The 16,714-nt window shown below is 63.0% G+C and carries 23 protein-coding genes; 11 read left to right on the top strand and 12 right to left on the bottom strand.

Annotated features, from left to right (window positions below; translation table 11 throughout):
- Positions 1 to 12: 12 nt before the first annotated feature.
- Positions 13 to 708 carry a helix-turn-helix domain-containing protein gene (locus tag RR_RS17030; protein WP_079890999.1) on the bottom strand — a complete coding sequence of 232 codons (696 nt, stop codon included), beginning with the start codon at positions 706 to 708 and terminating at the stop codon, positions 13 to 15.
- A 120-nt stretch (positions 709 to 828) separates the two neighbouring features.
- On the opposite strand from RR_RS17030, the gene RR_RS17025 reads away from it, so the two are divergent.
- Positions 829 to 1,080, top strand: coding sequence for a HalOD1 output domain-containing protein (locus RR_RS17025; RefSeq protein ID WP_004960214.1), 252 nt, complete (start codon positions 829 to 831; stop codon positions 1,078 to 1,080).
- An 82-nt stretch (positions 1,081 to 1,162) separates the two neighbouring features.
- On the opposite strand, the gene nucS is transcribed toward RR_RS17025, so the two are convergent.
- Entirely contained in the window at positions 1,163 to 1,882 is a 720-nt protein-coding gene (gene nucS, locus RR_RS17020; RefSeq protein ID WP_004960217.1) for an endonuclease NucS, read from the bottom strand.
- Positions 1,883 to 1,891: 9 nt separating this feature from the next.
- Positions 1,892 to 2,329: a DUF6735 family protein gene (locus RR_RS17015; protein WP_011224517.1), complete on the bottom strand. Its 438-nt coding sequence runs from the start codon at positions 2,327 to 2,329 to the stop codon at positions 1,892 to 1,894.
- A gap of 187 nt (positions 2,330 to 2,516) precedes the next feature.
- Between RR_RS17015 and RR_RS17010 the strand changes: the two genes are divergently transcribed.
- From RR_RS17010 to RR_RS16985, 7 genes are all read left to right on the top strand, one after another.
- Entirely contained in the window at positions 2,517 to 2,804 is a 288-nt protein-coding gene (locus tag RR_RS17010) for a DUF7577 domain-containing protein (RefSeq protein WP_011224516.1), read from the top strand.
- Positions 2,805 to 2,913: 109 nt separating this feature from the next.
- Positions 2,914 to 4,203, top strand: coding sequence for a hypothetical protein (locus RR_RS17005; RefSeq protein ID WP_049939072.1), 1,290 nt, complete (start codon positions 2,914 to 2,916; stop codon positions 4,201 to 4,203).
- A 30-nt stretch (positions 4,204 to 4,233) separates the two neighbouring features.
- Positions 4,234 to 5,217, top strand: a complete 984-nt coding sequence (locus tag RR_RS17000; RefSeq protein WP_011224514.1) for a Gfo/Idh/MocA family protein — start codon at positions 4,234 to 4,236, stop codon at positions 5,215 to 5,217.
- A 116-nt stretch (positions 5,218 to 5,333) separates the two neighbouring features.
- Complete coding sequence (locus RR_RS16995; protein WP_011224513.1) at positions 5,334 to 6,128, top strand: aldo/keto reductase; 795 nt, start codon at positions 5,334 to 5,336, stop codon at positions 6,126 to 6,128.
- 6 nt (positions 6,129 to 6,134) lie between these two features.
- Positions 6,135 to 6,320 carry a hypothetical protein gene (locus RR_RS16990; protein ID WP_011224512.1) on the top strand — a complete coding sequence of 62 codons (186 nt, stop codon included), beginning with the start codon at positions 6,135 to 6,137 and terminating at the stop codon, positions 6,318 to 6,320.
- A 74-nt stretch (positions 6,321 to 6,394) separates the two neighbouring features.
- Positions 6,395 to 6,532, top strand: a complete 138-nt coding sequence (locus RR_RS22545) for a hypothetical protein (RefSeq protein ID WP_004516449.1) — start codon at positions 6,395 to 6,397, stop codon at positions 6,530 to 6,532.
- A gap of 172 nt (positions 6,533 to 6,704) precedes the next feature.
- Complete coding sequence (locus RR_RS16985; protein ID WP_004960239.1) at positions 6,705 to 7,421, top strand: type 1 glutamine amidotransferase; 717 nt, start codon at positions 6,705 to 6,707, stop codon at positions 7,419 to 7,421.
- Between the two features lie 23 nt (positions 7,422 to 7,444).
- Here RR_RS16985 and RR_RS16980 read toward each other — a convergent pair whose 3' ends face one another.
- From RR_RS16980 to RR_RS16975, 3 genes are all read right to left on the bottom strand, one after another.
- Positions 7,445 to 7,912 carry a cupin domain-containing protein gene (locus RR_RS16980; protein WP_049939071.1) on the bottom strand — a complete coding sequence of 156 codons (468 nt, stop codon included), beginning with the start codon at positions 7,910 to 7,912 and terminating at the stop codon, positions 7,445 to 7,447.
- Between the two features lie 102 nt (positions 7,913 to 8,014).
- On the bottom strand, positions 8,015 to 8,179 hold the full coding sequence (locus RR_RS22540; protein WP_004516452.1) for a DUF6757 family protein: 165 nt from the start codon (positions 8,177 to 8,179) through the stop codon (positions 8,015 to 8,017).
- Between the two features lie 54 nt (positions 8,180 to 8,233).
- A complete protein-coding gene (locus tag RR_RS16975; RefSeq protein WP_011224510.1) occupies positions 8,234 to 9,010 on the bottom strand; it encodes a PHP domain-containing protein in 777 nt (258 codons plus the stop codon).
- 146 nt (positions 9,011 to 9,156) lie between these two features.
- Between RR_RS16975 and RR_RS16970 the strand changes: the two genes are divergently transcribed.
- Entirely contained in the window at positions 9,157 to 9,444 is a 288-nt protein-coding gene (locus RR_RS16970; RefSeq protein WP_004590034.1) for a DUF5789 family protein, read from the top strand.
- Positions 9,445 to 9,557: 113 nt separating this feature from the next.
- On the opposite strand, the gene RR_RS16965 is transcribed toward RR_RS16970, so the two are convergent.
- The 4 genes from RR_RS16965 to RR_RS16950 all read right to left on the bottom strand — a co-directional run bounded on the left by RR_RS16965 (position 9,558) and on the right by RR_RS16950 (position 12,404).
- Positions 9,558 to 9,968: a hypothetical protein gene (locus RR_RS16965; protein ID WP_011224509.1), complete on the bottom strand. Its 411-nt coding sequence runs from the start codon at positions 9,966 to 9,968 to the stop codon at positions 9,558 to 9,560.
- Entirely contained in the window at positions 9,965 to 10,651 is a 687-nt protein-coding gene (locus RR_RS16960) for an RAD55 family ATPase (RefSeq protein WP_004960255.1), read from the bottom strand. Before RR_RS16960 ends, RR_RS16965 begins: the two co-directional genes overlap by 4 nt.
- Before the next feature lie 73 nt (positions 10,652 to 10,724).
- Positions 10,725 to 11,432: a hypothetical protein gene (locus RR_RS16955; RefSeq protein WP_049939070.1), complete on the bottom strand. Its 708-nt coding sequence runs from the start codon at positions 11,430 to 11,432 to the stop codon at positions 10,725 to 10,727.
- 66 nt (positions 11,433 to 11,498) lie between these two features.
- Positions 11,499 to 12,404 (bottom strand): acyltransferase, encoded by a 906-nt coding sequence (locus RR_RS16950; protein ID WP_011224506.1) that lies wholly within the window; start codon positions 12,402 to 12,404, stop codon positions 11,499 to 11,501.
- Between the two features lie 138 nt (positions 12,405 to 12,542).
- Between RR_RS16950 and RR_RS16945 the strand changes: the two genes are divergently transcribed.
- The gene (locus RR_RS16945) at positions 12,543 to 13,556 is read left to right on the top strand and encodes a CPBP family intramembrane glutamic endopeptidase (RefSeq protein ID WP_011224505.1); all 1,014 of its coding nucleotides are present in this window, start codon (positions 12,543 to 12,545) and stop codon (positions 13,554 to 13,556) included.
- A gap of 24 nt (positions 13,557 to 13,580) precedes the next feature.
- The gene (locus tag RR_RS16940) at positions 13,581 to 14,633 is read left to right on the top strand and encodes an aldo/keto reductase (protein WP_007187909.1); all 1,053 of its coding nucleotides are present in this window, start codon (positions 13,581 to 13,583) and stop codon (positions 14,631 to 14,633) included.
- A 431-nt stretch (positions 14,634 to 15,064) separates the two neighbouring features.
- Here RR_RS16940 and radA read toward each other — a convergent pair whose 3' ends face one another.
- Both radA and RR_RS16930 read right to left on the bottom strand, forming a co-directional pair.
- Entirely contained in the window at positions 15,065 to 16,114 is a 1,050-nt protein-coding gene (gene radA / locus RR_RS16935; protein WP_007187908.1) for a DNA repair and recombination protein RadA, read from the bottom strand.
- A gap of 141 nt (positions 16,115 to 16,255) precedes the next feature.
- A complete protein-coding gene (locus tag RR_RS16930; RefSeq protein WP_011224503.1) occupies positions 16,256 to 16,714 on the bottom strand; it encodes a hypothetical protein in 459 nt (152 codons plus the stop codon).

Genomic DNA, 16,714 nt, shown 5'->3' with positions numbered 1-16,714 from the left:
CTGTCAGCAGCGTTATTCGTCGTGCGGGCAGGCGAACATGGTCGCGACGAGTTTCTGTTCGGCAGCCCGCAGGTGCTTGTGGAGCGTGGGCTCCGAGATATCGAGGAGGTCAGCCAGGTCCGCGGCCGTCGCCTCACGGGGCCAGCTGTAATACCCCGCTTCGTGGGCCGTCGCAAGAACTTCCTGCTGGCGGTCGGTCAGTGATTCGGAGTGGGACGCGTAGTTCTGGAACCCGAACAGCGGAACGATAGACTCACGCTGTTTCTTCGCCGCGAGTTCGGCCTCCGGATGGGCCGTCAGGAACGAATCGATAACCGACCCCGTCTCGATTTGACCCGGGACATCAGCTACGATAGTCCCCTGGCCATCGACACTCCGGACAGTCCGTGGTACCGCCCCGATATCCGCAAGCGAGACAACGGGACAGTTATCTCGTACGTCGATTTCGACGAGCCCACCGTCGCCGGTGCGCTCAAGCACCCGCGCCTCACCGTCGTTGGTGTCCTCGATGCGCTCGACAAGCTGGCTGGGGCGAGCACCCTCGACTGAAAAAAACTCCGCGTACATGTCGTCCGTCTGCGGGAGGCATTTTTCAAGAATTACTGCACACGATTCGGCTTCAGACACCGACACAAAGGGATACGACCCATCAGAGAGGGCAAACTCCACACGGGTTACCGCCCGGCTGTCGCCAAGCTGTCGGGACATACACAGGTGTAGTTGACATCTCATGATGAATGTTGTCATGTATCGTGGTTCGGCGTTTACTATACTAGCCACACTGAACTTTACACCTGCAGAACAAGTTCAGCATGAGGTCAGAGAACCGTGTCTGGAAGATCACCAACTGTTATAGAAGTCCACGGCACCGACCAGTCCATCGTCACGGCAGTCGTTCGTGCCGTGGCAACCGCGGAGAGACAGCCGGTCGAGACGCTCCCGCCACTGGCCGACAGTATCAATCCGGATGCACTGACGGCGTGCATCGCCGATTCGAACACCAGCGGGCACGTGGCGTTCGACTACAGCGGCTATCGTGTGGTCGTCGACACCGATGGAACGGTCACTGTAGACGAGTAGCTTCGTCATCTGGTTATGTGGCGACTGCGGCAATCAGTACGGGACACGACTGACAGCTCCGTGCGAAAGGGAAAAAGATCGGTTACGGCGGCTCCAGCGAGACGAACTCTAATCCCTTTTCCGCGAGTAACTGACGCGCCCGGTCGGTCACCGACGGAGCGACGAGGATACCCCGGACTTCAGTGTCGGCGTGCAAGTCGCGTTCTAACGCATCGACGTACCGCCCCAGCTGGCCGACTGCGTCGGGCCCCACGCGCCGGCGCTTGAGTTCGAGTATCGTCGTCCGACCGTCGGCGTCCTCGCCGTAGATGTCGACCGCGCCAGCAGGTGTCTCGCGTTCGGTCGCAAGCGGCGTAAAGCCCGCCTCGACCAGCCCCGGCTCGTCGAGGATACGGTCTTTCAGGTCGGCCTCGGTCCCGGTGAGCGCGAGGTCTTTCGAGTCGGTCACGTCGAAGGCGGCGGCGTGGGCGACTGTCTCAAAAGTCACTTCGAGCAACTCCTCGGGGGTCGACCGCGTGGAGCGGACGACCAGCGAGTCGTCGTCGACGCTGATGCTGTGCTCACACCCCGGCGGCTGCCAGTTCACCGGCTGCTGGCCCTCGTCGGTGTGGACCAGCGCAGCCCCATCGGGCTTGAGCATCACGTGGCGGTCGCCGGGACCCAGTGAACTGGCTGCTCGTCCCTCGTATTCGACCGTACAGGTCCCGACGAGCGTCACCAGCGCGCCGCGGTCGGCGTTGCGCGACGCAAGGTCCAGTGCGTCGGCGGGGTCGGGGTACGTCAGCGTCTCGACGGCAGTCACGGATGGCGGTTAGCGGTCCCCGCGTAAAAAGGACGCGTCGTCGGGGCAGTGGACGGACGAAGCCCGGTTTCGGAGCGACGCGAGCAGGGCACGCCGGACGGCCGCCGGGTCACAGCCTTCACTGTCGAGGGCGCGACAGGCCGCGTCCTTCCGGTCGACCCACCACTGCCGGAACGACTCAGGGTCGGCAGTGCGAGCGAGGGCGATATCGTCGATGGCCGATAGCGTCGGGTCGAGCCAGCAGACAGCGTAGGTCCGGACCGACCCGTCAAGCACGACTAGCTGCTCGTGGGTAGCATCGATGGCAGCGAGGACGGCAGCGGGCGTCCAGTCGTTCCCGAGCGGTCGAGACTGTGCAATGGGGTCAGCGTCAGCGCCCCAGTGTGCGAGCCGGCAGTCGTAGCGGCCGTCGGGACGGGCGACAGCCACGAGTGTCCGACGACCCATCAGGGACCACCGAGCGTGTGAACGGGCATGAGTTCCCGTGGCTGCGTGGTCGTATTTGAATGCTAGCCCACAGCGCACCCGTCTGCTCGCCAGGTAGTCACAGGGGGATGATTCCGAACTCGCCGAAATTGCCGCCCATTGGTAACTCGGCACAACCCTCAAGTAGTACGTTCACGTATCGTTACATATGATGGTGAGCGAGTGGCTCTACGGCGCAATCGCGCTTCTCGTGGGGCTCCACGTCCTGACTATGCTGTACGCGTACCGGCACCGGGGTGACCCAGCCGGTGCGACCGGTCAGGGCGATACTGAACCGCGCCGTGGCAGCGCCACCGACGACAGCACTACATCCATCGACTGTCCCCACTGCGGGGTGAGGAACGAGCAGGACTACCAGTTCTGCCGGCAGTGCACCGCCGACCTGACGAGCGGGAGCCCGCAGCGTCAGCCGACGGACCGAAGCCAGCCGTACTGACACCGTCGCAAGGCTGGGGTCGAACCAGCCGGCTTGAGCGCTGTTGTCGGCCAAAGGATTTATTTCTCCGACGAATTATTTGAATATACTGTCACGAACGGGGTGGACTGTGGAAACTGTTACCGATATACGCTCCTCGGGTCGACCGGAAATATTCGACCGAGTGAACACCGACGGGCTGTTCGGACGCACGCGCCGGCTTCAGCAGCCGCTAGGGCAGTACTTTCGGGAGACGGAGACGCCGCGATATCTTGCGTATAACAGTCAGTCCGGCGTCGTCGCTGCCCAGGGGAACAACGAGGGGCTCACGCCGGCTGGCGACTACCGAGCGTATCTGCTCGCAACGAACGGCCGCGTCATGTTCGTCGTTGGCGACGACGACGGTGACCGGACAATCTCGCTCCCCTACGAAGACATCGTGGCCGTGCGCTGTACGTCGGGGCTCCGCACGTCGACACTCGAAATCGTTACCGTCGACGAAGACTGCTGGGCGTTCGAATGCAAGGGCGACCTGACGCCAGTTCGGGAGTTCGTCGACGAAGCCACACAGGTCTGGACGCGCACGCTAACCGAGCTTGACCGGGCCGAGTCGCAGGTCGAGGCTGCTGTGACGGCACTGGAGGCGACAGACCTCGAGACAGCAGCGACGCATATCACGGCCGCACAGGAAGCGCTCGACAACGGGCGAGGGCGAGTCGAAGCGCTGGAAGCGACAGCGAGTATCGACGAACGCTGCCAGTCAACGCAAGCACAGATAGACACCTGCCAGCGCCGACGCCACGTCAGCGCGGCCGAACAGCACCGCGACACGGCCCGACGTGCATGGGAGAACCGGGCGTACGAACGGGCTGCGGACGCGTACGCACAGGCAAAGACCGAGTACGAACGAGCGCTAGCGGTAACGGCACCGGAGCCACCCACAGAAACTATTGCGGACGCTCGAAGCGCAATCGAAGCGGAATACGCCGAACTCCTGTCAGCCCCAGTCGACGCGGCACAGGTGGCTGCGAGCGCGGCCAGAGCCACGACAGACCCGGCAGCGCGGGCTACACACTGGGAAGACGCCCTCGACCGCTACCGGACGGCGTACGAACTGGACTGGGGCCGTGACCGCCGCTTCGATGGCGACCGGGCGTCGCTCCGGCAAGCGCTCGCAGACATCGCCGTCGAACTGGTCGATACACACCGTGAGGCGGGGCGACAGAAGCGACGTGAAGGCAGCGAGGAATCAAAACGAGAAACGCCCGGGGCCGCGTGTGGCAGTGCAACGGCCCACTTCGAGCGTGCACGCGAGGTAGCCACCGAACTCGTGCCCGACAGACGCGAGCCGCCAGCGGACGAACTGGCCGCCGCGTCCGAACAGGGTGTCAGTGTCGAGTCGGAGCCGAAAGGTCGGTAGTTGTTTATCAGCGGGGCGTCGGGTATCGGTATGCGCTTTGGGGTTATTTCAACGGCAAAAATCGCACGCGAGGACGTGATTCCGGGTATCCAGAAGTCGGACCACACGGTTGCGGCAATCAGCTCCAGAAGCCGAGACCGTGCCAGCGAGGTGGCCGAAACGCTGGGTATCGACAGTGCCTTCGGCGACTACGAAACGATGTTCGCCGAGGCGGACATCGACGCAGTTTACAACCCGCTTCCGAACGCGCTCCATGCCGAGTGGAGCCAGCGGGCCGCCGACCACGGGCTTGACGTACTCTGTGAGAAGCCACTGACCGTCGACACGGCCGGGGCAGTGGACCTCTTCGACTACTGTGCCAAACAGGGCGTCACGCTGATGGAGGCGTTCATGTATCAGTTCCACCCGCGGACCCAGCGGGCCAGAGACATCGTCGAAAACGAACTGGGCGAGGTGCACACTGTCGATGCGTCGTTCAAGTTCGCGCTCTCAGACCGCGAGGACATCCGTCTGGACCCGAAGCTGGCCGGTGGGAGCCTGATGGACGTGGGCTGTTACGCCGTCAGTGCGGCCCGGGGCTTTCTCGGCGAGCCGGACCGGGCGTTCGCGCACAGTCGGGACTCGCGGGACAGTGGCGTTGACACGAACCTCAGCGGCGTCCTCTCGTACGACGACGGACGGGTCGCCTCGATTTCCTGTGGGTTCGACGGGCCGAGACGGGAGTCCTACCGGGTCGAGGCCGACGGCGGCTGGCTCGAAGCGAAGGACTGCTTCGGCCCAGACCACGACCAGTCCGTCTCGCTGACGTACAGTGTCGACGGCCGCGAAGTCACAGAGACGTTCGACCCGGTCGACCACTACCAGTTGCAGGTCGAGGCGTTCGCGGACACCATCGAGAACGGCGAAACGCCGCCCATCGACCAAGCTGAGACACTGGGGAACATGCGCGTCATGGACGCGCTGGCCCGCAGCGCGGACACCGGCGAACCGGTCGACGTCGCCGGTCCCGAGTGAGCGACGAACGGGTGTGTGCCATACCGCGATGTGCGCGAAACGGTTTTGACTGCGGCGAGTGAGACACGGATGTGACACCCCCAACAGCGACACTCCCGAGTGGCGACGAACTGCCGATGGTCGGCGTCGGGACGTGGGACATCGACGGCGACACCGTACAGAAGTCCGTTCGGGCCGGGCTCAATGTAGGCTACGCCCACGTCGACACCGCCGAGGGCTACAAGAACGAGAGCGAAATCGGCGAGGCCCTGGCCGACTACGACCGCGAGGACGTGTTCCTCACCTCGAAGGTGCTGCCGAAACACCTCGACTACGAATCCGTCATCGAGGCCTGCGAGGCGTCGCTCGACCGCCTCGGGACCGACTACCTCGATCTGTATCTCGTCCACTGGCCCAACCCCGCGACTTCCATCCGTGAGACGATGAACGCCATGGCGACGCTCCACGATCAGGGGAAGATCCGAAACGTCGGCGTCTCGAACTTCAGCGCGTACCAGCTCGGGGCCGCCCAGCACGTCGCCGACGTGCCAATCGCTGTCAACCAGATCGAGTACCATCCCTGGAACACACAGGACCAGGTCGTCGAGTTCTGCCGCGACACCGACACTGTCGTCGAGGCGGCCGCGCCGCTGGGTCGGACGAAGGTGTTCGCTGACGATATTATTCAGGACCTGAGCGAGAAATACGACAGGTCGCCAGCTCAGATCGTCCTGAAGTGGGCGGTTGAGAACAACGTGGTCGTGCTACCGAAGTCTTCCTCGCCCGAACACGTCCGCCAGAATTTCGACCTGTTCGACTGGGAACTCGACGCCACCGACCGCGAGCGCATCGACGCCATCGAGCGCGAACAGGCGGTCTACGACACCGGCATCAACGACTGGGACAACGATACCTACGGTATCTCACAGTAGTCCCCGATGGTCGAACCGCCCGCACTGGACCGCTGGGACGCCACGGCCGCAGCGAGCATCGCGGTTTTACTTATTGTGGCGTACGTTCTGATTCCCGACCCGACAGTCCAGTACGGGACGTGGCTGGCCGTCTTCTGCATCTGGATGGCCTGGTTCGTCTCTTTCGGTGCCAAATGGTTATACGGCCCCTAGAGGGGCTCGTTGAAGCTTTTACTCGATTCCGTGTCAGCGGAGATTTATTTACTCCCGCTCTCTATACACACCCGATGCCCCGTATCGAAGTCTCGGAAAACCTGTACCGGCAGATCGAGAGCGAAGCCAACAACGACGACTTCAACGACACGCTGTGGAAGATGGTGGGCTCCTATCGGCGGACGAACAACCCGGAAGCGGACCAGACGTAACGCACATATCACAGTCGTCAGCGGCCCGTAGCGAGACAGTTTTGAGAGTTCACTCGTTCCCAAGAGTCGCTGTACCAGCGTGCACTTCGACGCCGGCGTCCCCGTCACTGTGAGCGGCAATCACTGCCGTCGGTACGCATGTTTTTACGATTTGAGCCGCTGCGTACTTGTAATGAGGCCACGAATCGCCCTGCTGAACGCGGCCCACGACGGCGACGACAATCGTCGGAACTTCCGGCGGGAACTCGACGCCGACCTCGTGGAATACGACGTGACCGAGCGCGAACTGCCCGACACCTTCGCGTTCGACGGCTGTCTGGTCACCGGCAGCCGCGCGTCCGTCTACTGGGACGAGCCCTGGATTCGGGACCTCGAATCCTGGGTGGATGCGGCAATCGACCGTGATATCGCGTTCCTGGGCGTCTGTTTCGGCCACCAGTTGCTCGCACACGCACTCGGCGGCACCGTCGAACCGATGGACGAGTACGAGATCGGCTACCGGACGGTCGAGCACGACGGCGAGAACGAACTGCTTGCTGGCGTCGACGAGTCCTTTACCGTCTTCACGACGCACTCGGACCGCGTCGCCGAGGTGCCGCCGGGCGCGACCACGTTCGCCGAGAACGACTACGGCATCCACGGGTTCCGGAAAGAGAACGTCTTCTCGGTGCAGTTCCATCCCGAGTACGACCCCGAAACAGCCAAAACGGTGACGAAAGGCAAGGATGAGCAGCTCGCCGACGAGCGCATTGACGCGGTACTTGACGGCGTCACAGAGGAGAACTACCGCGCCGCCTGCGAGGCCAAGCGGCTGTTCGACAACTTCACCGAGTTCGCCGCGCGTCACGCGGGTGGCGTGACCGGTGCGACCACCGCTGCTGACGACTAACCCGCCGAAGGAGCGGTTACCGGTCAGGTGAACCGACCGGTCTCGGCGTCACATTCCGCACACCGTGTTACGAGCGCGTCCCGGTTGGCCGTCATTTCGACGTAGTTGTGCGTGCGACCGCCACACTCCTCGCAGTGCCGGAGCATATCCGTGTCACCCATCTCCTGTGGTGCGCCGAGCGCAAGCGCAACGACGCGCTCGTCGCCCTCGTTGTGCCCGCGTTGCCACTCGCCGGGAGCGAAGCGGATGGCCTCGCCCGCTCCGACGCGTACGTCGCCGTCCTCTGTCTCGAACGTCGCTGTGCCCGACTGAACGAGAAACACTTCCTCCTGGTCCGGATGGCGGTGATACCCGAAGCCGAAGGACTCGCCGGGTGCCAGTTCGTAGTGATTCAACGCGATATTGTCGGTGCCGAGTGGACCGGCGAGCGCCCGCTTGACCGACGCCGGCCCCATTCGCGATTCGACGGCGTCAAGGCTGACTTTCTCCATAGTTGCCATGTACGGCGGGCAGTCCTTAACGGTTAGTCAGGGCGAGCCACAGTGGTGACACGGAAGACACGTCATAACAAAAGCAGAGAGACGGAGTGTCGGTCACTCGCGTCGGTCGATATCGAGTTCTTCGTCGAGGTCTTCGAGCCAGTCGGCGTCTTCCAGTTCCGCCATCTGTTCACGGAAGTGTGTCTTGCAGACACCGACCTTGACACCGTCGTTCTCGACGGCGATGTCGGCTTCACGGTCGCAGTAGTGACACTGCATACCTGAATGGTAGACCCGGATGACATTGAACCCTCGGGTTCCGTCTGCCGGTTGTCAGACGTTGAGCGCCGTTTCGACTCGGTCCCACGCGGGCGAGTCCAGACCAGTGTCACCCAGCGTCTCGCCGTGGGCGTCACTGCCGCCCGTCGGGACGAGGTCATATCGCTCGATAGCATCGTCGACGAGGCTGTCGTCGACAGCGCGGCCGTACGGGTACCACCGTTCGACGGCATCGAGCGACGCACACTTGGACAGCGCGGCCGCCGTATCGGGGTATCGAAACGGATGGGCGAGGCCGACCAGCCCGCACGCGTCCGAGAGGACTGCACAGCCGCGCTCGAAGGACGGGACCTCCCGTGGGACGTAACAGGGACAGTCGTCGCCGATGAGTTCGTCGAACGCGGACTGGAAGGTGTGGTCCGACACCTCGGCGATTCCGCGGGCGATGTGGGGCCGACCAAGGCCGTCGCGCGGTTCGACGGGCAGCGAGACGCCCAAGCGGTCTTCGACGCACTCGATGATGCGCGCGCCGCGCTCCCGGCGGTTCCGCTGGATGCGCGCACATTCGGTCCGGAGTTCGTCGGTCGGGTCGACGCCGTAGCCCAGCAGGTCCAGTCGCTGGGTCTCGGTTTCGACGCGGAGTTCGATACCGTGGAGCAGCGTCACACCGTCCCGCTGGGTGGCGGGGCCGTCGAGTGCAGGCTGGAGTCGGTCGTGGTCCGTGACGGCGACAACCTCGACGCCCGCTCGTCTCGCAGCGGCCGGGACCTCGTCGAAGGAGAGCGTCCCGTCGGAGCGGGTCGTGTGTACGTGCAAATCAGCGACGACCATACGGTTCACACAATCCCCAGCAGGAAGCCGCTTCTGGTCGAATCATGAGTCGTGGGCACACGAAACGTTGGTTCCTTATACGCATTAAGGGATATTATGATTATCTATAGTGAAGGTTTATTAGGAACCATGAACTTTCGATAGATATGCGAATGCTAAGCAACGCAACGGACGCCTTCCAATCGTACGACTACCCGGTTTCAGCCGAAGAAATCATCGAGGGCGACGGCGATATGGAACTCGAACTGCCAAACGGCACCGAACGGCTGGGCGACGCACTCAGCCGGTCGGCTCCGGAAACCTTCGAAAGCGCAGAAGACGCCGAGTTCGCGGCGTTCTCGGGCGTGTCGAGCAAGGCCATCGGCCGGAAGGGCTACTCCGACCGCGACCCGATCTGCATGGGCGAAGACGGACCGGACGAAGTCTCCTTCTAACGGTCAAAAGCGGCCTGCAGTCACCCCAGCTCTGGACGGATTTTCCGTCTCCTTCGTTTTTACATAGGCGAGCAGCAGCGCTGTTCGGGCGGTGAGTGCACATGCTGGAGCGCCTACCTGTCGAGAAAGTCCGGCCTGTCGACAGCGTCAGTGCTGTCGACTGACTGCCTGTCCAGCAGCTCCGAGGAATCAAGCGCCGACGGCAGGCCGTCGCGGCCGCCAGTCGGCACCTCTCTTTCGTCGATGTACGTCTTCTCGCCGTTGATGAGGTCTGCCCAGAGGGCGTCCCGGTCGGCGTTGGTCGTCTCCGCCGCTTCCTTCGCTTCGTTGCGCCCTTCGTCGTACGCGAGTTCGACCATGCTCTTGTGATACGCCGAGTTCATCTCGGCGTAGATGGCTTCGAGTTCCTCGCGGTTGTACTCCCCGAGGCGCTCGGCGACGCCGATGGCGTAGGCCCGGTCGGTAGCCTCGTCTTTGTCGAGAGTGTCCCAGTCGGTGCCAAACTCACGCTCGTAACGACTCATGTCTCCACTTTCCGGTCAGTGTGAACCTGCAGTCCGGCGTCAGAAAAGGAGATTTCGCGGATGTCACAGTCGATAGCGGTGCCCCGCATCTTGATAACCTGAACGCCGCGGGTCATGCTCCCGTTTTCGAGGAAGTTATGGAAGAAGACGACGCCGTGGGCGAGGTAGTGCTCGTCGCTGTAGGAGGACGGGTCAGTCATCTCGGAAATGAGCAGTGTCGTCGCGTCGGTCTGTTTCAGCGCAGAAAGAAAGCCCGTAATCTCGTCTTCAACGTCGGCCATGAAATGCTGTAACAGCATCGTCGAGTCGATGACGACCCGCTGGATGTCGTTCTGTCTAATGTAGGCGACGAGTCGATTCGTCAGGCCGCCCTCGTTGCCGAACTGCGTGATAGTTCGCTTCCCGCTCTCGGTGACGAGGTTGAGGAACTGGATGGCATCAGACTGCATGGCCCGGTCGAAGCCGAAGTCGTAGCCGGCCATGTCCTGCATCAGCTCCGTCTTGGTCTCGTGCATCGTCACGTACAGGCACGTCTCGCCCTCCTTGACGCCCTGTGTAATGAACTGTGAACAGAAGGTTGTCTTCCCGCTGCCCGGCGGGCCGCTGACCACGTAAAGACGATTCGGGAGTAACCCCCCCTCAATGAGTTCGTCGAAGCCGGGGACCCCACTAGAGAGACGCATATCAGCTATCTGAGTCCGTCTGGACATATGCTTTCACATTCTATTTTCACCGGTGATAACTCATTCGGCTGCGTCAGCGTTCGATAGCGCTGGGGTGGCTATCGGCCAGTTCAAGCAGTCGCTCCGTACCGGCCTCGTCGAACCGCATCGGTCGTCGCCACCACGGGCCTTTCCCCGAGTCGGACGACAGTTCGGTGACCAGTTCGTTCGCGTCGGTGCCCCCGCTCGGTGCCGACAACGGGACGACTGTGTCATACAGCTGTGACTCGTCGGCGTTGCCGCGAATGAGAACGCGAGCGTCGAAGGGGTCGCGTTTCACATGGGCGTTCGAGGCGAACTGTGCCTGTTCCTCGGACGGGAGGTCCCGGTACTCGTCGCCGGTCACCGCGTCACGAGCGAGTTGGAAGTGACCGATGACGTGGGCACCCCACTCCGGCGACGCCCAGGCCGGACACTCATCGGCCACCGACAGCGTCGCGTAAAAAAACAGATAGTCATCGCCCGACAGCTCCGAGAGCGGCCCAGCCTTCACTCCGTGTTCGTCACCGTACGTGTAGCGTTCGCCGCCGGCCTCCGGGAACTCCGGGTCGAAGTGGACCGGCTGGTCGGCCACCGCGGATACGTCGGTCCGCAGGTCGAGGTCGCCGTATGTCGGCACGGGCTCACTGGTCGGTTTCGATTCGGGAATCGGGATGTACTCAAAAGAGCCGTCAGGAAACAACGGACCGCGAAAGCCGGGCTCGTTCGTGTTGGCTCCGACGTTGATAGCGACACTTCGCATAGCCATTGTTGGTCGGTTTGCGAGAAAGGACTTCGGTTGCGGAGAAGAGAGACGTGCTGTCGGTGCCTACTCGTGGTCCGGCGGCGAGAGGTCGCGCTGGAACTCGTCGAACTGCTCCAGATTGTCGGGCAAGTCAGCCGACAGTTGCCGCTCGGCGCGGCGGTCGACGTTCGCCCCCTCAATCGGCTCTGCGACGGACTCCCAGCCGTCCTTGACTGTCAGCGACTTCGCCGGTGTGCCGGCAGCAACGTGATGGGCGGGGATATCTTTGCCGGCGATGGACTTCGCCGCGAGGATAGCGTTTTCGCCGACCTTCACGCCGGCCCGGACCATCGAGTCGTAGGTCAGGCGCACATCGTCTTCGATGATGGTGTGGTAATTGTCGACGTGGGTCTGGTCGACGGCGTCGTGGTCGTGGCTGTAGACGTGGGTGTCATCGGAGATAGAGACGCGGTTGCCGATAGTGAGTCTCCCGCGGTCGTCCAGGTGGACGTCGTCGTGGACCACGACGTTGTCACCAACCTCGATGTTGTGGCCGTAGGTGAACGTGATGCCCTTGAAGAAGCGACAGCCCTCGCCACAGGAGTCAAAGAGGTGGTCGGCGAGCATCCGCCGGAACCGGAGCGCGAACTCGACGTTGTCCGCCATCGGCGTCGCGTCGAACTGCCGCCAGAGCCACTGGAGGTGTTTCGAGCGTTTGAACCGCTCCTCGTCTTTCTCGGCGTAGTACTCGCTTTCGAGGGTCGTGTTACAGGGGTCATACCCCTGAAGCCGGACCCGCTCGGCCGGGGAGATATCCGCGCCGTCCTGCCAGCGCTCGTAGGCGTCCCGGTCGCCGTGGAGATCGACCAACACGTCGGTGACAACATCGCAGGTGTCCTCGTCACCGGAGAGGCGTTCATCGACCTCGTCGATAAACGCCCTGAGCCCCTCTTCGGCGAGCGGTGGCAGCGACACGTGACGCTTCGTCATGTCGAGTACGTGGCTTCGCGGGCAGATAGGGGTTTCCGTTACGTGAAACCTACCCAGTTACACTCGTGTCACGGGACTGTGTCCCACAGAGCACAGCAGGCAAGCCACAATTAAGACGCCGCCGTTCCAGACCACGACATGGTCAGGTCGGACTTCATCATGGAGATACGGCGCTACATTGTCAATCCCGCGGAGCGCCGGCTGCGGGCGCCGTGGCGGGTCACGCTGTGGCTGTTTCTCGCCGGGTTCGGCCTCGTCCTCCTCTCAGGGATGATCGCAGTGGTGTCGTCAGGAGTGCGTGTGACGCCGACGGTCGCAGTCGTGCGCCAGATTACGCTCTTTGCTGTTGGAACCGTCGTCGCCGTCGTAATCGGCTATCTACTCGACCGGCGGACGCTCCCGGATTACGGGTTGGGATTCGACCGCCAGTGGTGGCGCGACGCGGCCTTCGGCCTCCTGCTCGGGGCGGGGCTTCCCGCGCTCGTCCTGCTCGCTGAACTGGCCGTCGGGTTCGTCGAGGTCAGCGTCGCTCTGACAACCATCGACAGCGGGCCACTCCCGCTAACCGCGTTCGGACCGCCGGTCGCCGTCCTCCTTCTGGGAGCGTTCTTCCTCGTTCAGGCGACTGCCGAGGAAGTGCTCGTCCGTGGATATCTCCTGACGAACGCGGCTGAGGGACTCGCCGGCTGGATCGGGAAGCGGCGCGCAATTATTGTCGCAACGGCACTGACGGGTGGACTGTTCGGCGTCCTCCACTGGACGAACCCCAGCGCGTCGCTGCTCAGCGTGGCCAACATCACCCTCTACGGCCTCCTGCTCGGTGCGTGTTACGTCCTGACCGGTCGACTCGGAGTCGCCAGCGGCTTCCACGTCGCCTGGAACTACACGCTGGCACTGCTTGGCTTCCCTGTCAGCGGCCTTCGGATGGGTGTCGCCCTGCTCTCGACGACCGCGACCGGCCCCAAACTTGTGACCGGCGGTGGGTTTGGTCCCGAAGGGGGCCTCGTCGCCCTGCCACTGCTCGCCGTCGGCGGGGCCGGGCTGTACTGGTGGGTCCGTCGAGAGTACGGTGCAGTCGAGTTGCTTGACGACATTGCGACCCCGCAGCTCCGGATTCGGACGCGGTCCGACACCGCAAACCAAGACGGCTAAGTGGACAGCGCCGCTAAAACGCGTATGGAATACGCGACACTCGGAAACTCCGGCGTCGAAGTCTCAGAAGTCGGGTTCGGTGCCTGGGTCGTCGGCACGGACTGGTGGGGCGACCGTACTCGCGACGATGCTATCGACATGGTCCAGCACGCGCTCGACGAGGACGTGACGTTCTTCGACACCGGCGACGTATACGGCCACGGCGACAGCGAAGAGATAATCGGCGAAGCGCTGGCGGAACACCGCGACGAAGTTACCGTCTCGACGAAAATCGGGTACGACTTCTACAATAATCCACAGGCCGGCCACGGCGAACTCCCGAAGAAGGTCACGCCCGAATGGGTGCACACTGCTGTTGACCGCTCGCTCGACCGCCTTGGCATGGACCACGTCGAGCTCCTGATGCTCCACAACGCCAACGTCGACGAGGTCGACGAGGACGTGCTGGAAGCGCTCGACGAACTCCGCGAGGAGGGGAAGGTCGACGCCATCGGCTGGGCGCTTGGCCCCTCTATCGGCTGGCTCGCCGAGGGCGACGCCGCAGTCGCAAACGAGTTCGACGCGCTCCAGACCGTGTTTAACCTCTTCGAACAGACCCCCGGACAGCACTTCATCGACACCATCCGCGAGCAGAACGCCGACACGTCGGTGCTGGCTCGCGTCCCTCACTCCTCTGGGCTGCTGAACGAGCAGGTGACCCCCGAGACAGAACTCGGTAAGGGCGACCACCGCTCGCACCGACCGAGCGAGTGGTACGAGACCGGCTGGGAGAAGGTCGAGGAAATCCGGTTCCTCGAACGTGACGGGGCACGCACGATGGGCCAAGCCGCCATCCAGTGGCTCCTCTACAACGACGAAGTGGCGTCGGTCACCCCGACGTTCCGGACGAACGCCGACATCGACGAGTGGGCCGGCGCGCCCGACACGCCGCCGCTCAGCGACGAGGAGTACGACCGCGTGCAGGAACTGTACCGAGACAACTTCGGCATCGACCGCGACGACGGGATGGACGCCCTGCGCTCGTCGGTCGGCGGTGCGGACCTCGAAGAGACCGGTATGAAATCTGCCGGGGACTGACAGCGAGGCGTTGGAGCGCCGACGCACAGGCACGACAGAACAGGTCGGCGACTAAGTTTACCGCCACTCACCTGCTTTTCGCACCGTCCGAGCAACGACAGTTTGAGACTAAAATCTCCAGTCGACGGTTTACCCTCCGCAACCATCGACGACCAGACAGCCGTCTGTCGGTTCCCGACTGCTACCCCTCTGTTTCGACAGGAGATGTACCGCCGTCCTGCGGTTAGGGTGTCGAAGTTTCACATTCACCACGGTGCGTCTGACGGGCGCAAGACGGCAGACGGAAGCCGGTTCGAGATGAAACGAAGGGGTTCGAGGCGAGGGAGCAGTCCACATACCAGTCCGGATGACGGCTGTAGCAGGTGTCAGAGACTGCCGCAAAAATGGTCTGCAATCGTGGGTCAACGATGGCCGCTACTGCTAGGTCCGGGCTACTCGTTCAGCAGGCCGTCTTCTTCGACACGCATGACACCCTCGCCGTCCGGGAGGTTCGGCGCGTCGACGAGCTTGACGATACGCTTGTTCCCCTTGGACTTCCGGAGGTACATCCGGAACGTGGAGGTGTGGCCGAGGATGTTGCCACCGATGGGCTGGGTCGGGTCGCCGAAGAAGGAGTCAGGGTTGGAGGCGACCTGGTTCGTGACGACGACGGCGGTGTTGTTGAGGTCGCCGACCCGCATCAGGTCGTGGAGGTGCTTGTTGAGCTTCTGCTGGCGGTCGGCAAGTTCGCCACGACCGACGTACTCAGCGCGGAAGTGAGCGGTCAGCGAGTCGACGGCGAGCAGGCGAACGGGGAACTCCTCTTCCTGACTCTCGCTGGCGATTTCCTGTGCCTTCTCGGCCAGCAGGATTTGGTGATTGGAGTTGAACGCCTTCGCGACGTGGATTTTCTCCAGCACAGAGGCAACGAGGTCGTCAAGTAGCGCCTCGTCGGTTGGGTCTGCGTCGGCCTCCTCTTCGACAATGCCGTGGAGGACCATCGTATCTGCCAGTACCTCGTCGGCGAGGCCCTTGACCATCTGTTCGATACGCTCAGGTCGGAACGTGTCCTCGGAGTCGACGAAGATAGCGCTGCCCTCCAGCCCGCCGTGTTCGGCCGGAAGCTGGACGTTGACTGCGAGCTGGTGCGTTACCTGGGACTTCCCCGCGCCGAACTCACCGTACACCTCGGTGATGGACTGGGTCTCGACGCCGCCGCCGAGCAGGTCGTCGACCTCGTCGACGCCCCAGGAGAGCTTCCCGATCTGCTCACGGCGTTCGAGCACCGTCGACCCGGTTTCGAAACCACCGATGTCGGCCGCTTCGCGGGCAGCCTGAATGATATCTGCCGCCGACGACTCGCCGATGTCGGCCGTATTCGACAGTTCGCCGGGGGAGGCGACTGCAATTCCCTGATAGGAGTCGTAGCCGTTGTCTTCGAGTTTCTCTGCTGTCGCCGGACCGACACCCGGCAGCTCTTCGAGGTCCTCACTTGCGGACATAGACATGCCTTGTGCGTCCGGGGGTATAAAGCCTCGTTAACACCAGAGTGAAAGTGAAAGTGTCGGACGGAAGCGGGACGCTTCGAGATGGTATCGGGAGTTTTAGATGGGAAGGAGGGTCGGTGGGCGGTGGAAACGGATTCAGGCCGGACCCGCTCGACCGAGATAGACGAGCAACAGCGTCCCCAGCAGAACGAGTACAGTCAGCACCGTCTCGGACACCGGCAGTATCCCTTCGCCGAACGTGCCGACGAGGAGGAGCGTAATCGCAGTCGTGCCGGAAATCGGCTTGGAGCGGATTGAGCGCCAAAACAGCCAGAGCGACCACCGGAGGCCGGCAAGCTGTGAGAGAATGCGTGTGGCAAGTGAGCGACTTGCGTCCGGGTTCTCGGCGAGCTCGAACGTGTCGAGTTCCTCGCAAGCGACTGTCACTATCTCGCCGGTGTGGACCCGACGGCCGGCCGCGTCGCCGACCACCAGTAGCGTCACAGCGTCTTCGTCCGTACCGACGACGCGGTAGACACCGGCGGGAACGCGGCTGTCGCGGCCGGCCTCGGTCGGCCGGACGTGGTCACCGACAGCGACGCTGCCGTCGGCCAT

The sequence above is a fragment of the Haloarcula marismortui ATCC 43049 genome (assembly GCF_000011085.1).
Taxonomy (GTDB): Archaea; Halobacteriota; Halobacteria; order Halobacteriales; family Haloarculaceae; genus Haloarcula; species Haloarcula marismortui.
This window is presented reverse-complemented; position numbering and strand designations above follow the sequence as displayed.